22 protein-coding genes are annotated in these 21,021 nt (G+C 70.4%); 14 read left to right on the top strand and 8 right to left on the bottom strand.

What is annotated here, in order from left to right; genetic code table 11:
• Positions 1–15 precede the first annotated feature (15 nt).
• The 3 genes from OG897_RS03645 (at position 16) to OG897_RS03635 (ending at position 3,308) form a co-directional block, all read left to right on the top strand.
• Positions 16–1,200: an acetyl-CoA acetyltransferase gene (locus OG897_RS03645; RefSeq protein ID WP_266652811.1), complete on the top strand. Its 1,185-nt coding sequence runs from the start codon at positions 16–18 to the stop codon at positions 1,198–1,200.
• Between the two features lie 136 nt (positions 1,201–1,336).
• A complete protein-coding gene (locus tag OG897_RS03640) occupies positions 1,337–2,596 on the top strand; it encodes an FAD-dependent monooxygenase (RefSeq protein WP_266652809.1) in 1,260 nt (419 codons plus the stop codon).
• Positions 2,597–2,612: 16 nt separating this feature from the next.
• The gene (locus OG897_RS03635) at positions 2,613–3,308 is read left to right on the top strand and encodes a pyridoxal 5'-phosphate synthase (RefSeq protein WP_266652807.1); all 696 of its coding nucleotides are present in this window, start codon (positions 2,613–2,615) and stop codon (positions 3,306–3,308) included.
• A 37-nt stretch (positions 3,309–3,345) separates the two neighbouring features.
• On the opposite strand, the gene OG897_RS03630 is transcribed toward OG897_RS03635, so the two are convergent.
• On the bottom strand, positions 3,346–3,750 hold the full coding sequence (locus tag OG897_RS03630) for a Zn-ribbon domain-containing OB-fold protein (RefSeq protein ID WP_266652805.1): 405 nt from the start codon (positions 3,748–3,750) through the stop codon (positions 3,346–3,348).
• A gap of 244 nt (positions 3,751–3,994) precedes the next feature.
• Here OG897_RS03630 and OG897_RS03625 point away from each other — a divergent pair, with 244 nt between their 5' ends.
• Positions 3,995–5,188: an NAD(P)/FAD-dependent oxidoreductase gene (locus tag OG897_RS03625; RefSeq protein WP_266652803.1), complete on the top strand. Its 1,194-nt coding sequence runs from the start codon at positions 3,995–3,997 to the stop codon at positions 5,186–5,188.
• Positions 5,189–5,231: 43 nt separating this feature from the next.
• Here OG897_RS03625 and OG897_RS03620 read toward each other — a convergent pair whose 3' ends face one another.
• The 3 genes from OG897_RS03620 to OG897_RS03610 all read right to left on the bottom strand — a co-directional run bounded on the left by OG897_RS03620 (position 5,232) and on the right by OG897_RS03610 (position 6,876).
• Positions 5,232–5,897 (bottom strand): nucleotidyl transferase AbiEii/AbiGii toxin family protein, encoded by a 666-nt coding sequence (locus tag OG897_RS03620; RefSeq protein ID WP_266656545.1) that lies wholly within the window; start codon positions 5,895–5,897, stop codon positions 5,232–5,234.
• Between the two features lie 5 nt (positions 5,898–5,902).
• Entirely contained in the window at positions 5,903–6,295 is a 393-nt protein-coding gene (locus OG897_RS03615; protein ID WP_266652801.1) for a hypothetical protein, read from the bottom strand.
• Between the two features lie 122 nt (positions 6,296–6,417).
• A complete protein-coding gene (locus OG897_RS03610) occupies positions 6,418–6,876 on the bottom strand; it encodes an ATP-binding protein (RefSeq protein WP_266652799.1) in 459 nt (152 codons plus the stop codon).
• A 232-nt stretch (positions 6,877–7,108) separates the two neighbouring features.
• Here OG897_RS03610 and OG897_RS03605 point away from each other — a divergent pair, with 232 nt between their 5' ends.
• From OG897_RS03605 to OG897_RS03570, 8 genes are all read left to right on the top strand, one after another.
• On the top strand, positions 7,109–7,987 hold the full coding sequence (locus OG897_RS03605) for a helix-turn-helix transcriptional regulator (RefSeq protein WP_266652796.1): 879 nt from the start codon (positions 7,109–7,111) through the stop codon (positions 7,985–7,987).
• 11 nt (positions 7,988–7,998) lie between these two features.
• Positions 7,999–8,199 (top strand): DUF397 domain-containing protein, encoded by a 201-nt coding sequence (locus OG897_RS03600; RefSeq protein WP_266652794.1) that lies wholly within the window; start codon positions 7,999–8,001, stop codon positions 8,197–8,199.
• Between the two features lie 16 nt (positions 8,200–8,215).
• A complete protein-coding gene (locus tag OG897_RS03595; protein WP_266656543.1) occupies positions 8,216–8,398 on the top strand; it encodes a DUF397 domain-containing protein in 183 nt (60 codons plus the stop codon).
• 279 nt (positions 8,399–8,677) lie between these two features.
• Complete coding sequence (locus tag OG897_RS03590) at positions 8,678–9,523, top strand: NmrA family NAD(P)-binding protein (RefSeq protein ID WP_266652792.1); 846 nt, start codon at positions 8,678–8,680, stop codon at positions 9,521–9,523.
• A gap of 79 nt (positions 9,524–9,602) precedes the next feature.
• Positions 9,603–10,148 (top strand): DinB family protein, encoded by a 546-nt coding sequence (locus tag OG897_RS03585; RefSeq protein ID WP_266652790.1) that lies wholly within the window; start codon positions 9,603–9,605, stop codon positions 10,146–10,148.
• Between the two features lie 157 nt (positions 10,149–10,305).
• Complete coding sequence (locus OG897_RS03580) at positions 10,306–12,609, top strand: acetate--CoA ligase family protein (protein ID WP_266652788.1); 2,304 nt, start codon at positions 10,306–10,308, stop codon at positions 12,607–12,609.
• 70 nt (positions 12,610–12,679) lie between these two features.
• Positions 12,680–13,522, top strand: coding sequence for an enoyl-CoA hydratase/isomerase family protein (locus OG897_RS03575; protein ID WP_266652786.1), 843 nt, complete (start codon positions 12,680–12,682; stop codon positions 13,520–13,522).
• An 82-nt stretch (positions 13,523–13,604) separates the two neighbouring features.
• The gene (locus OG897_RS03570) at positions 13,605–14,276 is read left to right on the top strand and encodes a flavin reductase family protein (protein WP_266656542.1); all 672 of its coding nucleotides are present in this window, start codon (positions 13,605–13,607) and stop codon (positions 14,274–14,276) included.
• 80 nt (positions 14,277–14,356) lie between these two features.
• Here the strand turns inward: OG897_RS03570 and OG897_RS03565 are convergent, their stop codons facing one another.
• Together OG897_RS03565 and OG897_RS03560 are read right to left on the bottom strand one after the other, a co-directional pair.
• Positions 14,357–15,184 (bottom strand): hypothetical protein, encoded by an 828-nt coding sequence (locus tag OG897_RS03565; RefSeq protein ID WP_266652784.1) that lies wholly within the window; start codon positions 15,182–15,184, stop codon positions 14,357–14,359.
• Positions 15,185–15,229: 45 nt separating this feature from the next.
• Positions 15,230–16,507, bottom strand: a complete 1,278-nt coding sequence (locus tag OG897_RS03560; protein WP_266656541.1) for an MFS transporter — start codon at positions 16,505–16,507, stop codon at positions 15,230–15,232.
• Between the two features lie 112 nt (positions 16,508–16,619).
• On the opposite strand from OG897_RS03560, the gene OG897_RS03555 reads away from it, so the two are divergent.
• Positions 16,620–17,624, top strand: coding sequence for a GlxA family transcriptional regulator (locus OG897_RS03555; protein ID WP_266652782.1), 1,005 nt, complete (start codon positions 16,620–16,622; stop codon positions 17,622–17,624).
• 167 nt (positions 17,625–17,791) lie between these two features.
• Here the strand turns inward: OG897_RS03555 and OG897_RS03550 are convergent, their stop codons facing one another.
• Together OG897_RS03550 and OG897_RS03545 are read right to left on the bottom strand one after the other, a co-directional pair.
• A complete protein-coding gene (locus OG897_RS03550) occupies positions 17,792–18,841 on the bottom strand; it encodes a Zn-dependent alcohol dehydrogenase (protein ID WP_266652780.1) in 1,050 nt (349 codons plus the stop codon).
• Positions 18,838–19,776 carry an SDR family oxidoreductase gene (locus OG897_RS03545; protein ID WP_266652779.1) on the bottom strand — a complete coding sequence of 313 codons (939 nt, stop codon included), beginning with the start codon at positions 19,774–19,776 and terminating at the stop codon, positions 18,838–18,840. The genes OG897_RS03550 and OG897_RS03545 overlap by 4 nt, the downstream gene beginning before the upstream one ends.
• Positions 19,777–19,893: 117 nt before the next feature.
• Here OG897_RS03545 and OG897_RS03540 point away from each other — a divergent pair, with 117 nt between their 5' ends.
• Complete coding sequence (locus OG897_RS03540; protein WP_266652778.1) at positions 19,894–20,820, top strand: cyclase family protein; 927 nt, start codon at positions 19,894–19,896, stop codon at positions 20,818–20,820.
• Positions 20,821–21,021: the final 201 nt, after the last annotated feature.

The raw sequence follows: 21,021 nt of genomic DNA, 5'->3' as shown, positions 1-21,021 counted from the left end.
TGTACCGTCAGATTCATGACATCACCCTCGCGCAAGGCCCACCAGGTCCGCAAGGTCGCTGTCGCAGGTGTCGCGCTCGCCGACTGCGGCCGGGTGGACGAAGCCACCCCGTACGCGCTGCACGCCCAGGCCGCGCGCCGCGCGCTCGCCGATGCGGGCCTCGACCGCTCCGTCATCGACGGCTTCGCCTCCGCCGGGCTCGGCACGCTCGCCCCGATCGAGGTCGCCGAATATCTGGGCCTGCGCCCCCGCTGGGTGGACTCCACCTCGGTCGGCGGCGCCACCTGGGAGGTCATGGCCGCACACGCCGCCGACGCCATCGCCGCAGGTCACGCCAGTGCCGTACTCCTCGTGTACGGATCCACGGCACGTGCCGACATCAAGGCGGGCCGCCGCACGTCGAACCTCTCCTTCGGCTCGCGCGGCCCGCTCCAGTTCGAGGTTCCGTACGGGCACACGCTGGTCGCGAAGTACGCGATGGCCGCGCGCCGTCACATGCACGAGTACGGGACGACCCTGGAGCAGCTCGCCGAGGTGGCGGTGCAGGCGCGGGCGAACGCGGCGACGAACCCGGACGCGATGTTCCGCACCCCGCTCACGGTGGACGAGGTCCTGTCGGGCCCGATGATCGCCGACCCCTTCACCAAGCTGCACTGCTGCCTGCGCAGCGACGGGGGCTGCGCGGTGCTGCTGGTCGCCGAGGACTACGTACCGGACATGGCGAAGGAGCCGGTGTGGGTGCTGGGGACGGGGACGTCGGTGTCCCACACGACGATGTCGCAGTGGGACGACTTCACCGTCTCCCCGGCGGCGAGGAGCGGCCAACTCGCTTACGAACAAGCCGGATTGAGCCCGTCGGACGTGGACGTGGCAGAGATCTACGACGCCTTCACCTACATGACGCTGGTGACGCTCGAAGACCTGGGCTTCTGCGCGAAGGGGGAGGGCGGGGCGTTCGTGGAGAAGGGGCGGCTGCTGCGCGACGGGGAGCTGCCGGTGAACACCGACGGGGGCGGCCTGTCGGCCTGCCATCCGGGGATGCGGGGCCTGTTCCTGCTGGTGGAGGCGGTACGGCAGCTGCGGGGCGAGGCGGGGGCCGGGCAGGTCCGCAAGGCGGGCGGGCGGCTGCCGGAGGTGGCGGTCGCGTCGGGGACGGGCGGCTGGTTCTGCTCGTCGGGAACGGTGCTGCTGGGGCGGTGAACATCAGCGGAACGACCACCTCCAGATAGATCTATACAAGCGTCATAGACAAGCGTATAAAACGCTCGTACAGTCGAGTCATCGGCCGCCGCACCCACGCACCGGCCGACACGAACTCGCTGACGAGGAGCCCGACATGGGACACCACACGACCCCCGAGCCCATCCGCACCGCCCGCACGGTCCTGATCTCCGGCGCGAGCATCGCGGGCCCCGCCCTCGCCCTCTGGCTGCACCGGTACGGCTTCGTGCCGACCGTCGTGGAGCGCGCCCCCGAGCTGCGCTCCGGCGGCTACAAGGTCGACCTGCGCGGCACGGCCGTCGAGGTCTGCAAGCGGATGGGCATCATGGACGAGGTCCGCGCCCACTCCACCGACATGCAGACGGGTTCCTACGTCGACGCCGACAACAAGACCGTCGGCGAGCTCCCGGCCGAGATCTTCGGCGCCCGGACCGGCGAGGACGACGAGATCATGCGCGGCGACCTGGCCCGCATCCTCTACGACCGCACCCGCGACGACGTCGAGTACCTCTTCGACGACTCAATCGCCTCCCTCACAGAGGACGAGGACGGCGTCCTGGTCACCTTCGAGAACGCCCCGCCCCGCCGCTTCGACCTGGTCGTCGGCGCGGACGGCATGCACTCCCACACCCGCCGTCTCACCTTCGGCGACGAGCAGCAGTACAGGCGCCACCTGGGGGCGTACATCTCGATCTTCACGGCGCCGAACGACCTGAACCTCGACCGCCACGAGGCGTACCACGCGCTCCCGGACAAGCTGGTGTGCGCGTACAGCTCGCGCGGCCAGACGACGGCGAAGAACATGTTCGTCTTCGCCTCGCCGGAACTCTCCTACGACCACCGCGACACGGCCGCCCAGAAGCGACTGCTGACCGACGCCTTCGCGGCGGACCGGGGCTGGCAGATCCCGCGCCTGCTCACCAACGCGGCAGCGGCGGACGACTTCTACTTCGACTCGATGAGCCTGATCGAGCTGGACCGCTGGTCGAAGGGCCGCGTCGTCCTCCTCGGCGACGCCGCGCACTGCACCTCACCCGCCTCCGGCCAGGGCACGGGCCTCGCCCTGATCGGCGCGTACACCCTTGCCGGTGAACTCGCCGCCGCAGACGGTGACTTCGCCCGTGCCTTCGCCGCGTACGAGAGCCACCTGCGTCCGGGGGTCGAGCACACGCAGACCTTCGCGCGGAAGTTCGTCGGCGAGATGACGATGGACCGGAAGTGGAAGATCCAGCTGCGGCTGCTGATGGTGCGGATGCTGCCGAAGATGCCGTGGAAGGGGTTCATCGCCAAGAAGATCGCGGAGGACGTACAGAAGATGGCGCACGCGGTGCCGCTCAAGGAGTACGCGGGGGTCGTCGGCCACCGCGCGGCGTGACGGGCACAATCGCCCCATGACGTACGACGACGAAGCCCGTGACGAAGCCGGAGCCGCCCGCGACTTCCGCACGCTCCTCCACTCCCTCCGGGTCTGGGACGGCATCGACCTCCCGCACTTCGCCCCGGAGGCCGCCCCCGCCACCCCGCTCCCCCTCTTCCGCGCCTGGCTGCGCGAAGCGGCCGAGGCGGGCCAGCCGGAAGCCCACGTCATGACCCTCGCCACCGCCGACGCGGACGGCCGCCCCTCGACCCGGGTCCTCACCCTCCACGACGCGGACGAGGACGGCTGGCACTTCGGCACCCACAGCACGAGCCGCAAGGGCCGGGAGCTGGCCGCCCGCCCGGACGCGGCCCTCGGCTTCTACTGGCCGGTCCAGGCCCGCCAGGTCCGCGTCGAGGGGCAGGTACTCTCCGGCACGCCCGAGGCGGCGACGGCCGACCTGCACGCCCGCTCGACGGGAGCCCTGGCCGCCGCCCTCACCGGCCGCATGAGCGACGTACTCCCTTCCCAGGCGGAGTTGAGGGAGGCTTCCGAAGCCTCCTGGACGCGCGCGGAGGCCGACCCGACCCTCACCGCCCCCACCTGGACGCTGTACGCGCTCGCCCCGACGGCGGTCGAGTTCTTCCAGGGCGACGCCCGGCGTCAGCACGTACGACTGCGCTACCGGCGGGACGGCGAGCGCTGGGTGCGCGAGCTGCTCTGGCCGTAACGCCGCATCCTGTCGAGGACCTCAGACCAGGAGGACCTCAGACCAGCCGGAACACCGGCACCGCGTACCCCTCGCCCGCCCGGAAGACCACCTCCACCTCGGCCCCGATCCGCAGCGCGGCCTCCTCGCAGTCGACGACCTCGGTCATCATCCGGGGCCCTTCGGCGAGGTCGACGACGGCGGCCACGTACGGGACCCGTTCCCCGTACGGGGGCAGGTCGTTGCGGTGCACGACCGACCAGGTGTAGAGCGTCGCCCGCCCGCTCGCCCGCTCCCAACTCCCGTTCTCACTCCAGCAGTACGGGCAGAACTCGCGCGGATAGTGGTGTGCGCGCCCGCAATCGGCACACCGCCGCACCAGCAACCGCCCTTCGGCGGCGGCTTCCCAGTACGGCCGGGTGAAGGCATCGATGTCGGGGACGTCAGCAGCAGTCGTCGCCATCGTCAGAACCATCCGATCGCATGATCGAGGGACCAGGTCTGCCAGGACGTCTCGAACGGTCTGCACAGGAACAGCCCCTTCAAGCGCTTCTGACGGTACGTCAGTTCACCGGACGAGCCTCCAGTCCGCAAGGCCCCCGCACCAACCACCCACCACACCCCCACCCCGCGTGATCAATTCGCAACCCGATTCCCCTCTTGACCGAGACCTATCAACCGAGCACGCACGGTTACGCTCACGCCTCATGGCCTCCAGCGACCGCAACCCCGGCTCCCCCGGCATAGCCACCACCAACGACCGCCCGGTGTACGTCATCGGAGCGGGCCCCGGCGGTCTGGCAGCGGCGGCAGCCCTGCGCGCCCGGGGCGTCCGTGCCGTGGTCCTGGAGAAGTCCGACCAGGTCGGGGCGTCCTGGCGGGCCCACTACGACCGACTGCACCTGCACACCACCCGCGCTCTGTCGGGCCTCCCGGGCCTGAAGATGCCGCGCTCGTTCGGCCGCTGGGTCTCCCGGGACGACGTGGTCCGCTACCTGGAAAAGTACGTGGACCACCACGAGTTGGAGATCGTCACGGGCGTCGAGGTCTCCCGTGTCGACCGCACCCCGGACGGCTCCGCCTGGCTCCTCCACGCCAGCGGCGGCCGCGAGCTGACGGGCTCCGCCGTGGTCGTCGCCACCGGCCACAACCACACCCCGCACCTCCCGGCCTGGCCCCACTCGGCCTCGTACAAGGGCGAACTCCTCCACGCCGCCGACTACCGCAACCCAACTCCCTTCCAGGGCAAGGACGTCCTGGTCGTTGGCGTCGGCAACACGGGCGCGGAGATCGCCGCCGACCTCGCCTCGGGCGGTGCTTCCCGCGTACGCCTCGCCGTCCGCACACCCCCGTACATCCTGCGCCGCACCACGGCGGGCTGGCCCGCCCAGCGCACGGGCATCCTGGTGCGCCGCCTCCCGGTGGGCCTGGTGGACCGGGCGGGCGACGTGGTCTGCCGCCTCTCGGTCCCCGACCTCTCGGCCCAGGGCCTGCCCCGCCCCACTCGCGGGTTGTACTCGCGAGTGAACGAGGGCGCGATCCCCGTCCAGGACGTGGGCCTGATCGCCGCGATACGGGCGGGCGAGGTCGAGCCGGTCACCGCACTCGACTCCTTCGACGCCGCGACGGGCGAAGCCCTCCTCGCGGACGGCTCCCGCCTCGCCCCGGACGTGATCATCGCCGCCACGGGCTACCGCCGCTCCCTGGAGGGGCTGGTCGGCCACCTCGGCGTGCTGGACGCACAGGGCCGCCCCACCGTCCACGGACCCCGCACGTCCCCCCAGGCCCCCGCCCTGCACTTCACGGGCTTCACGAACCCGATCTCGGGAATGTTCCGCGAAATGGCCCTGGACGCGGAACGCATCGCGCGGGCGGTGGCACGCGCTCCCCGGCACCGCTGAATCCCCTTACGCCCGCGAGCTGGCCCACCACGTCCTCTGTCAGTCAGTGCCCGAAATCATCGGAATCCTCAAGGAGCCGGGCGGCGAGATCGTCGGCCCATTCCACGGCCCACACTCGGAGAGCGGAGATCGCGGCGTCGTTGAGGCCGTAGGCGGCGAAGGCTTCGTCGTCAGTCCACTCGGCTCCGGCAAGGTTTGCCTGCAGGTCTTCCTGTTCGAAGCGGCCACGGGCATGCCGACGGCCGAATTCCTCCAGGTCGGCAGCGCTCCAACGACGGGAGGCTGCGAACACGTCGATGAGATCGCGTGGCGCACCACGGTCGGCGAGGGCACGGACCTTGGTGCCGATGACATCCTCCTCAGCGAGAACGGGCCCGTACGGACTCCTGACGACTGGCCGCCAGAAGACTTCCTTGAGAATGTCGACTTCACACTCCTGCCCCGTATTCGGGTCAGCCACGGTGAAACGGGCGGAGAGCGGGGCGGTCTCAAGCGCCGCCACCCTCCAACCCCGACCTTCGAGCCCGGCACGGAGCGTGGCGGCGATGTCGGCCATGGGTGCCGGGTTTTCGGTGGCGACGTCGAGGTCCTGGCTGGGACGGTTCACCAGGCGGTGCGCCCGCACGGCGTATCCACCGGTGAGAACCAGCGGATACGGGGACCCGAGCGCGATCACATCCGCCAGGAGCCGTGTGTGCAGCTCCGGCATGTCCGTCACGCGGCTGCTCGGGCGCGAGATGCGAGCTGGGGAAAGGCTTCTTCCCATACGGTGCGCACGGTGCGGCCGACGAGGGTGCGCAGCACGGGCCACAACTCTTGGAGCAGGTTCTCGTTGAGGTAGCGCGGAAGGTCCTCGCGCAGGCCCTCGTGCAAAACCGTGCGGTACAGCCCCATGCGCTGGCGGGGCTTGCCCAGGTCGTACGAGGTCATTCCGGACCAGGCCAGGTGCAGCGGCAGCTCCACGATGCCCTGGCTCGGGCCGCGCAGCTCATCCAGGGAGTCCGGCAAACGGCGCAGGAACTTTTCCCGGTACAGCGCCAGGTCCTCGGTGGCCGCGCCCGAGAACCCCATCGTCGCAGGAGCGAGGTGCTGTGGTCTGGAGGACATCTCCCCATTATCCCCTCTGCCTCCTCCGCGGCGACTCCCCAGGCAGGGCCGCACGGCAAAAGATCCCCGGACACCACCCTGCTCGAAACGCCGCCCCTCCTCCGTCACCGGCTCGGCCTCCATCACGGCAGCCACCCCTCGAACCGGTACCCGCGCTCGAACCGCCCCAGCTCGAACCAGGTGGCCTTGCCCTCCCCAGGCCCGTGCGCGCACACGCCCCATGCGTCGGCCCCGCCCGAGACGAGCTGCATACCGCGCCCGCCCTCGGAATCCGGGGCCGGACTCTGGCACTGGGGCCGCCCCGGAGCCTCGTCGTGCACGAGGACGCGGAGGAGCTTGCCGAGGTCGGTCCACCCGGCGAAGAGGGTGATGGGCCCGGCGGTGCCGCTCAGGGTGCACGCGGCGATGGAGTTCGTGACCACCTCGGACGTCAACAGCACGGCAGCGTCGAGGAGTTCACCTCTCCCGGCGGCTTCGACGAGGGTCCGTACGGTCTCCCGGGCGTTACGGACCCAGGCGGGGTCGGGCGGAAAGACCAGGGATACGTCGGCGGTGAGGGCGGGTCGGTTCCGGTTCCGCATGCTTCCTCCTCGGCGTGCGCTGGCTCGTACGGTCACGTACGGGCAGGTCGCGGTGACCAGGTCCGCCCGTCAACTTCCGTGAGGGTGGGGGTACTTCCGCTCTTCGAAGGTAGGGAACCCGTTCCGAGAGTTGCAACCGTTTCCGAGGAATGTCACCGATGTGAGTGACGTACGAATAACCACGTGGCCCACGCCAGTTGGCCCCGGCACACTGCTTCGCAGGAGGTCAGACATGCCACCCAGGAGCAATCCCAGCGAACGACACCGCCGCCTCGGCCTAGAACTCCGCAAACTGCGGAACAGCGCGGGCCTGTCCGGCGACCGCGCCGGTGCCCTGCTCGACGCCGACCGCACGCGCATTAGCAACATTGAGGCGGGCCGCGTCGACGTGTCCCGGAACCGGCTCTACAAGCTGCTGCGCGAGTACGGCTGCCCACCGGGCCCGTACTTCGACGGGCTTATGGAGATGGCGCAGGCCACGGGGAAGGGGTGGTGGGACGAGTTCCGGGACACCGTCGCGCCCTCCGGCATCGACCTTGCGGAGCTTGAGTTCCGATCGAGCCGGATCAGAATCCACGAGCCGCTGTTCATCCCCGGCATGCTGCAAACCGCCGACTATGCCCGTGCCGTACTCGCAACCATGGAGGACGAGTCAACGCTCGACCGCTTCACCCGGTTCAGGATGGAACGGCAGCAGATCCTCGATGGCGAATCGCCCATGAGCTACCACGCGGTCATCCACGAATCGGCGCTGCGCGTCAGGGTGGGCGGAGCGCAAGCCATGCGCAAGCAACTGCTCCGCCTCATTGAGGTTGCACGACTCCCCAACGTCACGATCCAGATCTTCCCGTTCGAAGCGGGGGTCTACGCCGCATTCAGCCGTCCCTTCATCCTCTTCGGCGGCGCGACCCAGGAGCTTGACACCGTCTATCTGGAACACCCTTTGAACTCCGCCTTCTTGAGTGAGGTCGGGACATTGGACGAGTACGCGAGGATGTTTGACCGGCTGAGCGAACTCGCACTCGCACCGATCGACCCGGAAGCCAAGCCCGAGTCCCATGACACCCAGGACTCGATTAGCCTGATCCAGCACGTGATGTACAGCCTGTAAGAAGGAGCCTGATGCCTCAGCTCAGTTGGCAAAAGTCGTCGTTCAGCACAGGGGGCTCGCAAGAGTGCGTCGAGCTGGCGATCGACCCAACGGGCCGCATCCACCTCCGCGAGAGCGACGACCCCACCCACGTCACCACCGTTACGCCTAACGGCCTGACCGGACTGCTGCGTACCGTCAAAGCAGGAGCGTTCTCTAGCCCTACGAGCTGACCAGGAGCATCCCGTGATGGAACCCGACTGGCAGAAGTCCAGCTTCAGCGGCAGCAGCGGCCAGGGCGAATGCGTCGAGCTGTCCGCATCCGCAACGGGCCGCATCCACCTCCGCGAGAGCGACGAGCCGGGCCGGATCGTCACGCCCGCCCCCGCCGCCTTGGCCGCCCTCCTCGGCACCCTCAAGCGCCAGCACTGAGCACCAGACACCCAGCCCTGTCAGGGGAGGCCACCGAAACCGGTCTCCCCGTACCCGGCCCCCGCCGCCGGGAGCGGGGAAGCTCCACCCCGTGCCCCACTCCTCGCCAGGGTGACGCCAGCTACCCGCACCGTGCGGAACGGGCCCCACCCGGACCGGAGCCCGGACCAGCCGCACAGGATCGGCAACTGGGCCAATACGCGGCCTAGTTGGAGCCTAACCTCGTCCACAGCCGGGCAACATGACAGCCCCGGCACCGATCACCCGACGAGGAGCCGCATGACGATTCTGGTAACTGGTGCCACGGGAAACCTGGGCCGCCTCGTGGTCGAGCACCTCCACAGCACCGGGCACCCGGTCCGCGCCCTCACCCGCGACGCGAGCGCAGCCGGGGCCGGGGCCGCCCGCCTCCCCGACGGCGTCGAGATCGTCGAGGGTGACCTCACCAAGCCGGACACCCTCGCCGCAGCCCTCGACGGTGTCAGCGCCCTGCACCTCCTCGGAGCCACCGGGCACGACCACACCCCTCTCACCACGGGCCCGGAGATCCTGGCCCTCGCCACCGAAGCGGGCGTTCAACGCCTGACGGTCCTCGCGGTCGGCGACGACGAGAGCGGTCTGACCACGGCGGTCCGCACCAGCCCCCTGGAATGGACGTTCGTCTGGCCGATCGACCTCATGTCCAACACCCTCGGCTGGGCCGACACCATCCGCACCACGTCCGAGGTCCGCGAACCGTACGCCGCCCGCCGGACCGCCTCCGCCGACGAGCGGGACGTCGCCGAGGTCATCGCCGCCGTACTCACGAGCACGAACGGCAGCCACGCGGGACGCAGCCTCCACCTCACGGGCCCCGAAGCCCTCACCCCGGCCGCCAAGGTGGCGGCCATCGCGGCGGCGACAGGCCAGGAACTCCGCTTCACGGAACTGACCGACGACCAGGCCCGCGAACAGTGGCGTGCGGAGGGCTGGCCCGACGAGGGCATCGACTTCATGCTGCACATGTGGGCGACCGTGCCCGCGTCGGTGGCCGACACGACCTCGGCCGTCGAAGACGTCCTGGGCCGCCCGCCCCGCCCCTTCGCCGCCTGGGCCGCCGACCACGCCGCCGCCTTCCGCCCCTGACCCGCCCCACCCACGCACCGGCCTCGGTACCAGCCCCGGTACCGAGGCCGACGCACCCACACCCACCGGAGGGACCCGCATGCCCGACGCACCCGACGACCTCACCCTTGGCCTCTTCCGCCGCGTACGAAGGGAGTTGACCGCCGCCGTCGAGGGCCTGGACGACGACGCCCTCATCTGGCGGCCCTCCCCCGCCACCCACTCCATCGGTTGGCTCGCCTGGCGCATCACACGCGGCCAGGACCGGAACCTCTCCGAACTCATGGGCATCCCCCAACTCTGGCTTTCCGACGGCTGGGCCGACCACTTCCACCGCCCCGCCGACCCCTCCGACACCGGCCTCGGGCACACCCCGGAACAGGTGGCGGCCTTCCACGCCCCGGGAAGCAAGGACCTCCTCGCCTACCACGACGTCGTCCACACCCGCACCGAGCGCTATCTCACCGAGGCCCCGGACCACGACCCGGCCCTCACCGTCCCGAGCCCCACCCTCCCCTACAGCCCCGCCGCCCAGGAACGCCTCCAGGGCCTCCTTGCTGACTTCTTCACCCACCTCGGCCAGATCACCCTCCTCGTCAACCTCCTGCCCGACCACGCCCGGACCGCGAGCGGCACCGGGACCTGACCGGCATCGCCGGGCTGATCACTGACCCCCGCTCCGGCACCGGAATCCGAACAGGTCCCTTCCGCCCTGTTCCTGACGTACCGTCAATTCAGTAATCTGACAGAGCGTCAGTGAATTGCCATTCCGGTCTCCACAACGAGCAGGAGCGGGCTCAGCGATGCTTGGATCAACACACGGCACCCTCACCTCCGGCCTCCGCGCCCGCGTCGTCGCCTGCGGGGACGAAGCCCGGTCCGCCTCCGTCCACGGCACGACCGCCGCCGCGACCCGGGCCCCCGGCGCCCCGGGGACCACGACCGCCGACGCCGCCGCCTCCGGGGTCGGTACCGCGACCGCCGCCGACCTGGACGTCAGCGGGCGCCCGCTGTACGCCCCGGTGCCGGATCTGGACCGGTTCTTCCGGCCCGAGTCCGTCGCCGTCGTCGGCGCTTCCGATGCCGAGGGCCGCCCCAACACGGGGATCACCCGCCAGCTCATCGCCTGGGCCGAGCGTGTGGGGGCCCGCCTGCACCCCGTGCACCCGTCCCGGGAGTCCGTATTCGGGCTGCCGTGCGTGCCCTCCGTCTCCGATCTGCCCGAGCAGGTCGATCTCGCCGTGCTCCTCGTGAAGAACCCCCTCCCTCTCGTCCATCAACTGGCCGACGCCAAGGTCAGCTTCGCTGTCGCCTTCGCCTCCGGTTTCGCCGAGACCGGTGAGGACGGGGCCGCCGCCCAGGCCCACCTGGCCGCCGCCGTCGCCGCCACCGACTCCGGACTACGTCTCCTCGGTCCGAACACCAACCTCAACGCCTTCGAAGCCTTCCGGGACGATCTGGAAGGACCCGCCATCGCCCTCATCACCCAGTCCGGCCACCAAGGACGCCCTGTCTTCTCCCTCCAGCAGATCGGTGTGCGGCTCTCGCACTGGGCTCCCACCGGTAACGAGGCCGATCTGGAGACCGCGGACTTCATCTCGTACTTCTCCACGCGACCCGAGGTCGGCGCCATCGCCGCCTACATCGAGGGCCTCAAGGACGGCCGCTCCTTCCTCCTCGCCGCCGACCGCGCCGCCCGCAGCGGCGTGCCCGTCGTCGCCGTCAAGGTCGGGCGGACCGAGGCCGGAGCCCGTACCGCCGCCTCCCACACCGGGAAGCTGACCGGCGCGGACGACGTCGTCGATGCGGCGATGCGGCAGTTCGGTGTCATCCGGGTGGACGGTCTGGACGAACTCCAGGACACCGCCGCCCTGTTGGCCCGCGCCCGCAAGCCCCTGGCCGACGGTGTCGTCGTGTATTCGATCTCGGGCGGAACGGGCGCGCACTTCGCGGACCTGGCGACGGCGGCGGGTCTCGACCTTCCGGCGCTGGACGCCGCCAAGCAGGCGGAGCTGCACGAGTGGATACCGGAGTACCTGAACGTGGCCAACCCGGTCGACAACGGGGGTCACCCCGTCGGGGACTGGCGCGGCCGGAAGATCATCGACGCGATCCTCGCCGATCCGGCGGTGGGAGTGCTGATCTGCCCGATCACAGGCCCCTTCCCTCCCATGAGCGACAAACTGGCCCAGGACCTCGCGGACGCCGCCGAGGCGACGGACAAGCTGGTGTGCGTGGTGTGGGGGTCGCCCGTCGGCACCGAGGCCGCGTACCGCGAGACCCTGCTCGGCTCGTCCCGGCTGGCCACCTTCCGCACCTTCGGCAACTGCATCACCGCCGTCCGGGCCTACCTCGACCACCACCGCTTCACGGCCTCCTACCGCTCCCCCTTCGACGAGGCGCCGCGCACGCCTTCGCCCTCGTTCCGCAAGGCACAGGCACTGATGCGCCCGGGCCAGCAGCTCAGCGAGCACGCGGCGAAACAGTTGCTGCGGGCGTACGGCATTCGCGTACCGCGTGAGCAGCTGGTGACCAGTGCGGCGGCGGCCGTGCGCTCGGCCGCGCAGGTCGGCTACCCGCTCGTGATGAAAGCCTCCGGTCCGCAGCTCGCCCACAAGACCGAACTCGGGCTGGTGAAAGTCGGGTTGACCTCGGCCAGTCAGGTCCGGGACGCCTATCGCGAGCTGACCGACATCGCCGCGTACGAGAACATCACCCTGGACGGAATCCTCGTCTGCCAGATGGTCGCGCGGGGCGTGGAAATGGTCGTCGGCGCGGGCCGCGACGCGCTCTTCGGGCCCACCGTCACGGTCGGTCTGGGTGGCGTGCTGGTGGAGGTACTCGGGGACGCCGCCGTACGCGTACCGCCCTTCGGGGAGCCGGATGCCCGCGCGATGCTCGGCGAACTGCGCGGGCACGCCCTGCTGGAAGGCGTTCGGGGGGCGCCCCCGGCAGACGTGGACGCCCTCGTCGAGGTGATCCTGCGCGTCCAGCGGATGGCCCTGGAACTCGGCGACGACCTCTCCGAGCTGGACATCAACCCGCTCATGGTCCTGCCGCGCGGACAGGGCGCGGTGGCCCTGGACGCGCTGGCCGTCTGCCGTTGACACCGCCGCCCCCAACCTCGTCGAGATCGTCGACCACGCGCTTCTCCACCCGAACCGGAGCCGTACACCCATGACTTCCCCCACTTCCGCATCGCCGGACAGCTCGTCACTCTCCGTGCATTCATTGATACTCCACGCCACTGACAACGGGGTCTCCTGGATCACCCTCAACCGCCCCGAAGCCATGAACGCCGTCACCTGGGACCAGCGGGAACGCATCATTTCGCTGCTCGCCGAGGCTTCCGCCGACCCCGCGATCCGGGCCGTCGTGATCACCGCCACGGGCAAGGGCTTCTGCGCGGGCGCGGACCTGCGGAGCAACAACCCGGCCACCGCGGGTCGCGAGCGCGTCCCCGGCGACGTCGCCCGTACGATCCGGCTCGGCGCGCAGCGGCTGATCACCGCCGTACTCGACTGCGAGAAGCCGGTGATCGCCGCCGTGAACGGCACGGCGGCCGGTATCGGGGCGCACCTCGCCCTCGCCTGCGACCTCGTCATCGCTGCCGAGGAGGCGAAGTTCATCGAGGTTTTCGTACGGCGGGGCCTCGTCCCGGACGGCGGCGGGGCCTATCTCCTCCCCCGCCTGATCGGCCCGCAGCGCGCGAAGGAGCTGATGTTCTTCGGGGACGCGCTCCCGGCGGCGGAGGCGGAACGCCTGGGCCTGGTCAACCGGGTCGTCCCCGCCGACGACCTCGACAAGACCGCCCGCGCCTGGGCCGAACGCCTCGCCGCGGGTCCCACCCGGGCGCTCGCCCTCACCAAGCAGCTCGTCAACGCGTCCCTCGACTCGGACCGCAGCACGGCCCTGGCTGCCGAAGCCTCGGCCCAGGAGATCAACATGACCACCGCCGACGCCAACGAGGGCGTCGCCAGCTTCGTCGAACGCCGCACGCCGCGTTACCGGGGCCTGTAATCGCACTCCTGCCCACGCCCTCGCGCGTCTTCCTATCTGACGGGCCGTCAGCTTCAATGGAGAGGTGATGGGACACGCAGGGATGGCGGCCACCGCCGTCCGATACCTCAGGTCCGTCGGCGCCGCCACGGTCGCCGAGCCGCAGGCAGTGGAAGCTCTGCCGCGCCCCGACCTGCGGGCCGTCCGCCCGGACGAACGGCTTCCACTTGATCCCGTCGAATTCCGGCGCGTACTCGGGAACTTCGCGAGCGGCGTTACCGTTATCACGTCACCGGGCAGTACCGCACCGGTGACCACCGCACCGGGAGCGGCAGCCGCTACGGGACCGGACGACGAACCACCCGCCGGGTTCGCCTGCCAGTCCTTCGCGTCACTGTCGCTCGACCCGCCACTGGTCGTCTTCATGGTGGCCCGTACGTCGACGACCTGGCCCCGTATCGCCCGCGCCGGGGTCTTCTGCGTCAACGTCCTGGGCGCCCACCAGGGCGAGCTGTGCCGAGGCTTCGCCCGAAGCGGCACGGACAAGTTCGCGGGCGTCGAGTACGACGCCGCACCCGTGACGGGTTCGCCACGGCTGGCGGGCGTACCGGCCTGGATCGACTGCACGATCCAGACCGTGCACACGGGCGGCGACCACCTGATCGTGGTCGGCCGCGTCGAAGCCCTGAGCGCGACCGCCCCGGACGCCCCGGAGAGCTCCCCCCTGCTCTTCCACCGGGGCGCCTTCGGTGGCTTCAGCGGCTTCAGCGCCTAAGGGGACTGGTCGGACTCGGGCTGGCTGGGCTCAGGCTGGCTGGGCTCGGGCCGGTTGGGCTCGGGCCGGTTGGGCTGGGGCTAGCTGGACTTGGGGTTCGGTTTGAGGCCCCAGGTCAGCTCCACCGTTGTCTTCGCGCCGCCGAACAGGACCACGTGGCCCTTGTCGCCGTACTTCTTGCTGCGCCAGTCCGCGAACGTCTTCGCCTGGAACTCGCACTGCTCCTGGAACGGGCCGCAGCCGGAGGCGATGCGGGCCTCCATGACGTCGCTGTTCTCGGGCCTGCGGATCTTGACCATGCGGATTCCGCGGATGTCGTCGAGGACTTCGTCGTCCTTCGTGGAGGGCGTCGACTTGATGTACGCCGTGAACTCGGTCTTCATGCCGTACCAGCGGTGCGCGCCCACCGTGGGGACGCCGTTGACGCGGTGGGGCTCCTGGGAGGGGTCGTTCTTCCCGTAGTCGGGGCCCCAGCACTCGCTCGGCCCCTCGGGGAGGCCGTCGTCACCGGTGCCCGGGTCGGAGGTGAGGTCTTCGCCGGTGCCGCCCACGTCCTCCGACGTCAGATCCTCGCCGGTGCCCCCGACATCCTCCGAGGTCAGGTCCTCCCCCGTACCCCCCACATCCTCCGACGTCAGGTCCTCCCCCGTACCCCCCACGTCCTCCGACGTCAGGTCCTCACCCGTACCCCCCACGTCCTCCGACGTCAGGTCCTCGCCGCCCCCGCCCGTCATCGGGCCCGGTGTGCTGCCGTCCGGGCAGACGATTTCCTTGCCCGTCGCCGCCCCCGCGCCTGCGGCCCCCGCGTGTTGCGTGCCGCAGGACGTCAGCGTCGTGGCGCACAGCGCGGCGGTGGCTGCCGTGAGCAGCGCGCGGCGGGTGGCTTTGGATATGCGGGTCCTGGTCATGGTGTTCCCCCACTTTTGCCCTGGTCAGGGGCCTCGTCAGTGGGGCTATCCTGCCATTTCGGGTTTCCGCGTCGGCCGCTTTTGGATGATGAGGGCCATCAGCGCGGCCATCGCGCACAGGGCCCCCGACGCGTACCAGACGACGTCGTACGACCCGAAGACGTCGCGCGCCAACCCGCCCAAGAACGCCACCAGTGCCGCCCCCACCTGGTGCGAAGCCAGTACCCAGCCGAAGACGATCGCGCTGTCCTCGCCGAAGTACTCGCGGCACAGCGCGATCGTCGGCGGGACCGTGGCCACCCAGTCCAGGCCGTAGAAGACGATGAAGAGCACCATCGGGGGATGGACGGAAGGGGCGAGCAGGAGGGGGAGGAAGAGGAGGGAGATGCCCCGGAGCGCGTAGTAGACCGCCAGGAGGCGACGGGCCTCGAAGCGGTCGGTGAACCAGCCCGAGGCGATCGTGCCGATCACGTCGAAGACGCCGATGACGGCCAGGAGTCCTGCTGCCGCCTGCACCGGCATGTGCGCGTCGTGTGCGGCGGGCACGAAGTGCGTCTTGACCAGGCCGTTCGTGGAGGCTCCGCAGATCGCGAAGGTCCCGGCGAGCAGCCAGAAGGGGCCGGTGCGGGCCGCCGAGAAGAGGACCTTGACCGCGCGACGGGCCGCACCCTGGACGGGTGCGGGCTTCGGGACGAACGCGCTCGCACCGTACGGGGCCAGGCCGACGTCCGCCGGGTGGTCGCGCAGCAGCAGCCACACGAAGGGGACGACGGCCAGCGCGGCGAGCGCGACGGTGATCGATGCGGGTTCCCAGCCGTGGTTCTCCACCAGCCAGGACAGGAAGGGGAGGAAGACGAGCTGGCCGGAGGCACCGGCCGCCGTCAGGATGCCGGTGACCAGGCCCCGGCGGGCGACGAACCAGCGGTTGGTGACCGTCGCCGCGAAGGCCAGGGCCATCGAGCCGCTGCCCAGGCCCACCAACACCCCCCAGAAGAGGATGAGTTGCCAGGCCGCCGTCATGGTGACGGTGAGCGCCGAGCCGATGGCTATGACCGTCAGCGCGCAGGCGACGACCCGGCGGATGCCGAAGCGGTCCATCAGTGCGGCGGCGAAGGGTGCGGTGAGTCCGTACAGCGCGAGGTTGACCGAGACCGCGAAGCCGATCGTGCCGCGCGACCAGTCGAATTCGCGGTGCAGCGGCTCGATGAGCAGACCGGGGAGCGAGCTGAACGCGGCGGCGCCGATGATCGTCACGAAGCCGACGGCCGCGACGAACCAGGCGCGGTGGATGCGGGGTTGGCTGGGGGTCTGAGGTGCGGGAATCGGCTCGTCGACCGGCCGTACGGGGGGTGTCGTCTGGGTCACGGGATCAGCTTGCGGGAGTCGCCCACGGCGATCGAGTGGCCCGAGGGACAGCATTCGTTACGATCGGGCCATGAGTACTGACGATGGCACCTCGGCCGGGAACCTCCATCGCGTCGCCGTCCTCGCCCTCCCCGAGGTGATTCCCTTCGAGCTCGGGATCCCGCACCGGATCTTCGGGCGGGCATACGACGCGGAGGGGGCGCGGCTGTACGAGGTCGTGACCTTCGGGACCCGGGCCGGGCAACTGATCGACACTCAGGCCGACTTCAAGCTGTACGTCGAGCACGGGCCCGAGGTGCTGGCGGCGGCGGACACCGTGATCGTCCCGGCCGCGTACGAGCCCTCCGAGCTGTACGAGGAGGGGCGGCTGCCCGAGGAGATCGCCGATGTCCTACGGCTCGTACGGCCCGGGACCCGGCTCGCCTCCATCTGCACCGGCGGCTTCGTGCTCGCCGCCGCCGGGCTTCTCGACGGGCGGCCCGCCACCACGCACTGGCACTGGGCCGAGCGCTTCCAGCAGTTGTTCCCCGCGGTGCAGGTCGATCCCGAGGTGTTGTACGTCGATGACGGCGATGTCCTCACCTCGGCGGGGGTCGCGGCGGGCATCGACCTCTGCGTGCACATGGTGCGGCGGGACTTCGGGGCGGCCGTCGCCAACGACGTGGCGCGGCGGAGCGTGGTGCCGCCGCACCGGGACGGGGGTCAGGCGCAGTACATCCGACGGCCGGTGCCGGAACCGCAGTTGGCCACGACCATGGCGGCGCGGGCCTGGGCGCTGGGGCATCTGCACGAGCCGATCCAGTTGCGGGACATGGCGGAGCAGGAGTCGATGTCGGTACGGACCTTCACGCGGCGGTTCCGCGAGGAGGCCGGGGTGAGCCCGGGGCAGTGGCTGGCGCAGCAGCGGGTGGAGCGGGCGCGGCATCTGCTGGAGTCGAGTGATCTGGACATGGAGCAGGTGGCGAGGGAGGCGGGGTTCGGGACGGCGCAGTCCATGCGGGGGCATTTGCAGGGGGCTCTTGGGGTGTCGCCGATGGCGTATCGGCGGACGTTTCGGATGGGGCGGAGCGGTTGATCGGGGGGGTGGGTGCGGCTAGTTGCGGGCTGGCGTCACAGACTGGGGCTACGCCCCTCGCCCCCTGCACGGGCTTCGCCCGCGCGTCCTCAATCGCCGGACGGGCTGGAATGGGTGCCCCCGCCCGCCCTCGATCGTCGTACGGGCTGATTTGCCCCGCCGGGCGGTCAGAAGGTCAGTACACCCCGCGCCACCCTCCCCTGCTCCGCGTCCTGGGCCGCCTTCGCGAAGTCCTCCACCGGGTACGTCTCCGTCACCAGCTCGTCCAGCAGCAACCGCCCCTGCCGGTACAGCTCCGCGTACAGCGGGATGTCGCGCTGCGGGCGCGACGAGCCGTACCGGCAGCCCAGGATGGACTTGTCCAGGAACATCGCGGCGGGGATGAAGGTGGCCTCCTCGGCCGGGGCGGTCATGCCGAGCAGGATGGCCTGGCCGTGCCGGTCGAGGAGGTCAATTGCGGCACGAATCAAGGAGGTTCGGCCGACGCATTCGAAGACGTGGTCCGCGCCGGTCGGGAGCAGGTCCCGCACCGCGTCCGTCGACGTCAGGAAATCCGTCGCGCCGAAGAGGCGGGCCGACGCCTCCTTCGCCGGGTTGGTGTCGACGGCGACGATCCTGGACGCGCCCGCGATGCGCGCGCCCTGGATGACGTTCAGACCGATGCCGCCCGTGCCGATGACGACGACCGTCTCACCGAGGGCCACCCGCGCCCGGTTCAGTACCGCGCCGACCCCCGTCACCACGCCGCAGCCCATGAGTGCGGCCGACGTGAGCGGGATGTCGGAGGGGATCTTGACGGCCTGGACCGCCTTCACCAACGTCCGTTCCGAGAAAGCGGAGTTGGAGGCGAACTGGTAGAGCGGCGTGCCGCCGCGTGAGAACGGCTGGCCCGGCATTCCGATCGCCTTGCGGCACATCGTCGGCCGGCCTCGGTCGCACTCCGTGCACGCCCCGCAGCCGGCGAGGGTGGACAGGGCGACGTGGTCGCCGGGTGTGACGTGGGTGACCCCGGCGCCCACCGCCTCCACCACGCCCGCGCCCTCGTGGCCGAGCACCACCGGCACGGGGAAGGGGATCGTCCCGTTGGTGACCGAGATGTCGCTGTGGCACAGACCCGCCGCACGGATGCCCACCAGGACCTCCCCCGGGCCCGGGTCGCGTATCTCCAGGTCGTCGACGACCTCGACCTGCTTCCCGTCAAAGACGACCGCCCTCATCGCTCTCCCCCTTCAGTCCCCGTCGCGTTGGGCCGTTCCTTCTTCGCCGCCGCCTCGCGCATCGCCTCCAGCTGCGCCAGCATCGGCATCGGGTCCACGCCCACCGTGCCGGGCAGGAAGTCCGCGATCGATTCGGGCGTCCAGGAGCCGGAGGCCGCGTACCCCGCGCGCAGTTCGCGGGGCTGCGCCCACACCGCGATCTTGGGTCCGGCGATCGTGTAGACCTGGCCGGTGATCCCCTCGGCACGGGCCCTCTCGGAGAGGAGGTAGACGACGAGGGCGGCGACGTCCTCGGGCTCGCCGATCTCCTTCAGCTCCATGGGTACGTTCGCCGACATGCGCGTACGGGCCACGGGCGCGACCGCGTTCGCCGTCACACCGTACTTGTGCAGGCCGAGCGCGGCGCTCCGTACGAGGGAGATGATCCCGCCCTTGGCCGCGCTGTAGTTGGCCTGCGCCACGCTGCCCTGGTGGTTGCCGCTGGTGAAGCCGATGAGGGTGCCCGAACCCTGCTTGCGCATCACGGCGGAGGCCGCCCGGAAGAGGGTGAAGGTGCCCTTGAGGTGGGTGGCGACGACGGGGTCCCACTCCTCCTCGGACATGTTGAAGAGCATCCGTTCGCGGAGGATCCCGGCGACGCAGACGACTCCGTCGATACGCCCGTACTGGGCGAGGGCGACGTCAACCACCCGCTGGCCGCCCGCCATGGAGGAGATGTCGTCCGCGACGGCGACGGCCTCCCCGCCGTCCGCCTCGATCTCCTTGACCACCTCCATGGCGACCTCGCTGGTCGGCTCCGCGCCCTCCATCGAGACCCCGTAGTCATTGACGACCACACGCGCGCCCTCCGCCGCGCACGCCAGCGCCACCGCCCGCCCGATCCCACGACCCGCCCCGGTCACCGCTATGACCTTTCCGGTCAAGAAGTTCCCCATCACCACGCCTTCCCAAGGTTTCTGACGGACCGTTAGATTTTATGGCCCGAGCGTCGGTCCTGCACAAGACCCGAGACGCACCGGACCGGAGACGCACCAGACCTGGGAGGCCCGCACATGTCGCTGCCCGCCGAGTTCCACGACATCGCCAAGCGCGTGAACAACTGGGGGCGTTGGGGAGCGGACGACGAGATCGGCACCCTCAACCTGATCACCGACGACGTCGTACGGGCCGCCGCGCGGACCGTGCGCACCGGCCGGCGCATCCCGCTCGCGCTGCCCCTCCAGCAGGACGGCGTGCAGACCGGAGTCATCCCGGGGCGGGTCAACCCACTGCACTCCATGGTTCAGATCAACCAGGAACTGTTCGGCCCCGGAACCGTCGCCACCAGCGACGACGCCGTGACCATGGGCCTCCAGGCGGGCACCCACTGGGACGCCCTCACCCATGTCTCGCACTCGGGGAAGATCTACAACGGCCGCCCCGCCGACACCATCGCCCCGCACACCCGTGCCGCCTTCAGCGGCATCGACAAGGCCCGGCACGTCGTCTCGCGCGGCGTCCTGCTGGACGTGGCCCGCGCCCGGGGTGTGGAGCGGCTCGCCGGGGACCACGCCGTCACGCCCGAAGACCTGGAGGCGGCCGAGGAGTTGGCGGGCACGAAGGTGGGCGCGGGCGACATCGTGCTCGTACGGACGGGGCAGATCCAGGTGTACCTGGGCGGGGACAAGCACGGGTACGGGTATCCGTCGCCGGGGCTTTCGATCCGTACGCCCGAGTGGTTCCACGCCCGGGACGTCGCCGCCGTCGCGAACGACACCCTCACCTTCGAGATCTTCCCGCCGGAGATCGAGAACCTCTGGCTGCCGGTGCACGCCCTCGACCTGGTCGAGATGGGGATGCTCCAGGGACAGAACTGGAATCTCGAAGAGTTGTCCACAGCCTGTGCACAAGAGAAGCGGTACGCGTTCCTGCTGTCCGCGATGCCGGAGCCGTTCGTCGGCGGAACAGGCACACCGGTCGCCCCGGTCGCGATCCTCTAGCCGTACGCCCGCCCGTACCTCCACCCGTGCGTCCGGCCCCGCAGCCGTACGCGCGGCGCTTCCGGTCGTACGCACGAGCAGGCGACCGTACGTACGAGAAGGCCACCGCATTCCCGCCGCAGCGGAAGGCGGCCGTCCCCCAGGACGGCCGCCACCACGTTCCGACCCGCACTCGTCGAGGAGGGCGGTGCGGCCGCCTCG

The sequence above is a fragment of the Streptomyces sp. NBC_00237 genome (assembly GCF_026342435.1).
Taxonomy (GTDB): Bacteria; Actinomycetota; Actinomycetes; order Streptomycetales; family Streptomycetaceae; genus Streptomyces.
Note: the sequence above shows the minus strand (reverse complement) of the source record. Positions and strands in the feature narration are given on the sequence as shown.

Bases quoted from the DNA above. Each gene is read 5' to 3' on its own strand.
- OG897_RS03645 (WP_266652811.1), top strand. From the start codon at position 16: ATGACATCACCCTCGCGCAAGGCCCACCAGGTCCGCAAGGTCGCTGTC.
- OG897_RS03640 (WP_266652809.1), top strand. From the start codon at position 1,337: ATGGGACACCACACGACCCCCGAGCCCATCCGCACCGCCCGCACGGTC.
- OG897_RS03635 (WP_266652807.1), top strand. From the start codon at position 2,613: ATGACGTACGACGACGAAGCCCGTGACGAAGCCGGAGCCGCCCGCGAC.
- OG897_RS03630 (WP_266652805.1), bottom strand. From the start codon at position 3,750: ATGGCGACGACTGCTGCTGACGTCCCCGACATCGATGCCTTCACCCGG.
- OG897_RS03625 (WP_266652803.1), top strand. From the start codon at position 3,995: ATGGCCTCCAGCGACCGCAACCCCGGCTCCCCCGGCATAGCCACCACC.
- OG897_RS03620 (WP_266656545.1), bottom strand. From the start codon at position 5,897: ATGCCGGAGCTGCACACACGGCTCCTGGCGGATGTGATCGCGCTCGGG.
- OG897_RS03615 (WP_266652801.1), bottom strand. From the start codon at position 6,295: ATGTCCTCCAGACCACAGCACCTCGCTCCTGCGACGATGGGGTTCTCG.
- OG897_RS03610 (WP_266652799.1), bottom strand. From the start codon at position 6,876: ATGCGGAACCGGAACCGACCCGCCCTCACCGCCGACGTATCCCTGGTC.
- OG897_RS03605 (WP_266652796.1), top strand. From the start codon at position 7,109: ATGCCACCCAGGAGCAATCCCAGCGAACGACACCGCCGCCTCGGCCTA.
- OG897_RS03600 (WP_266652794.1), top strand. From the start codon at position 7,999: ATGCCTCAGCTCAGTTGGCAAAAGTCGTCGTTCAGCACAGGGGGCTCG.
- OG897_RS03595 (WP_266656543.1), top strand. From the start codon at position 8,216: ATGGAACCCGACTGGCAGAAGTCCAGCTTCAGCGGCAGCAGCGGCCAG.
- OG897_RS03590 (WP_266652792.1), top strand. From the start codon at position 8,678: ATGACGATTCTGGTAACTGGTGCCACGGGAAACCTGGGCCGCCTCGTG.
- OG897_RS03585 (WP_266652790.1), top strand. From the start codon at position 9,603: ATGCCCGACGCACCCGACGACCTCACCCTTGGCCTCTTCCGCCGCGTA.
- OG897_RS03580 (WP_266652788.1), top strand. From the start codon at position 10,306: ATGCTTGGATCAACACACGGCACCCTCACCTCCGGCCTCCGCGCCCGC.
- OG897_RS03575 (WP_266652786.1), top strand. From the start codon at position 12,680: ATGACTTCCCCCACTTCCGCATCGCCGGACAGCTCGTCACTCTCCGTG.
- OG897_RS03570 (WP_266656542.1), top strand. From the start codon at position 13,605: ATGGCGGCCACCGCCGTCCGATACCTCAGGTCCGTCGGCGCCGCCACG.
- OG897_RS03565 (WP_266652784.1), bottom strand. From the start codon at position 15,184: ATGACCAGGACCCGCATATCCAAAGCCACCCGCCGCGCGCTGCTCACG.
- OG897_RS03555 (WP_266652782.1), top strand. From the start codon at position 16,620: ATGAGTACTGACGATGGCACCTCGGCCGGGAACCTCCATCGCGTCGCC.
- OG897_RS03550 (WP_266652780.1), bottom strand. From the start codon at position 18,841: ATGAGGGCGGTCGTCTTTGACGGGAAGCAGGTCGAGGTCGTCGACGAC.
- OG897_RS03545 (WP_266652779.1), bottom strand. From the start codon at position 19,776: ATGGGGAACTTCTTGACCGGAAAGGTCATAGCGGTGACCGGGGCGGGT.
- OG897_RS03540 (WP_266652778.1), top strand. From the start codon at position 19,894: ATGTCGCTGCCCGCCGAGTTCCACGACATCGCCAAGCGCGTGAACAAC.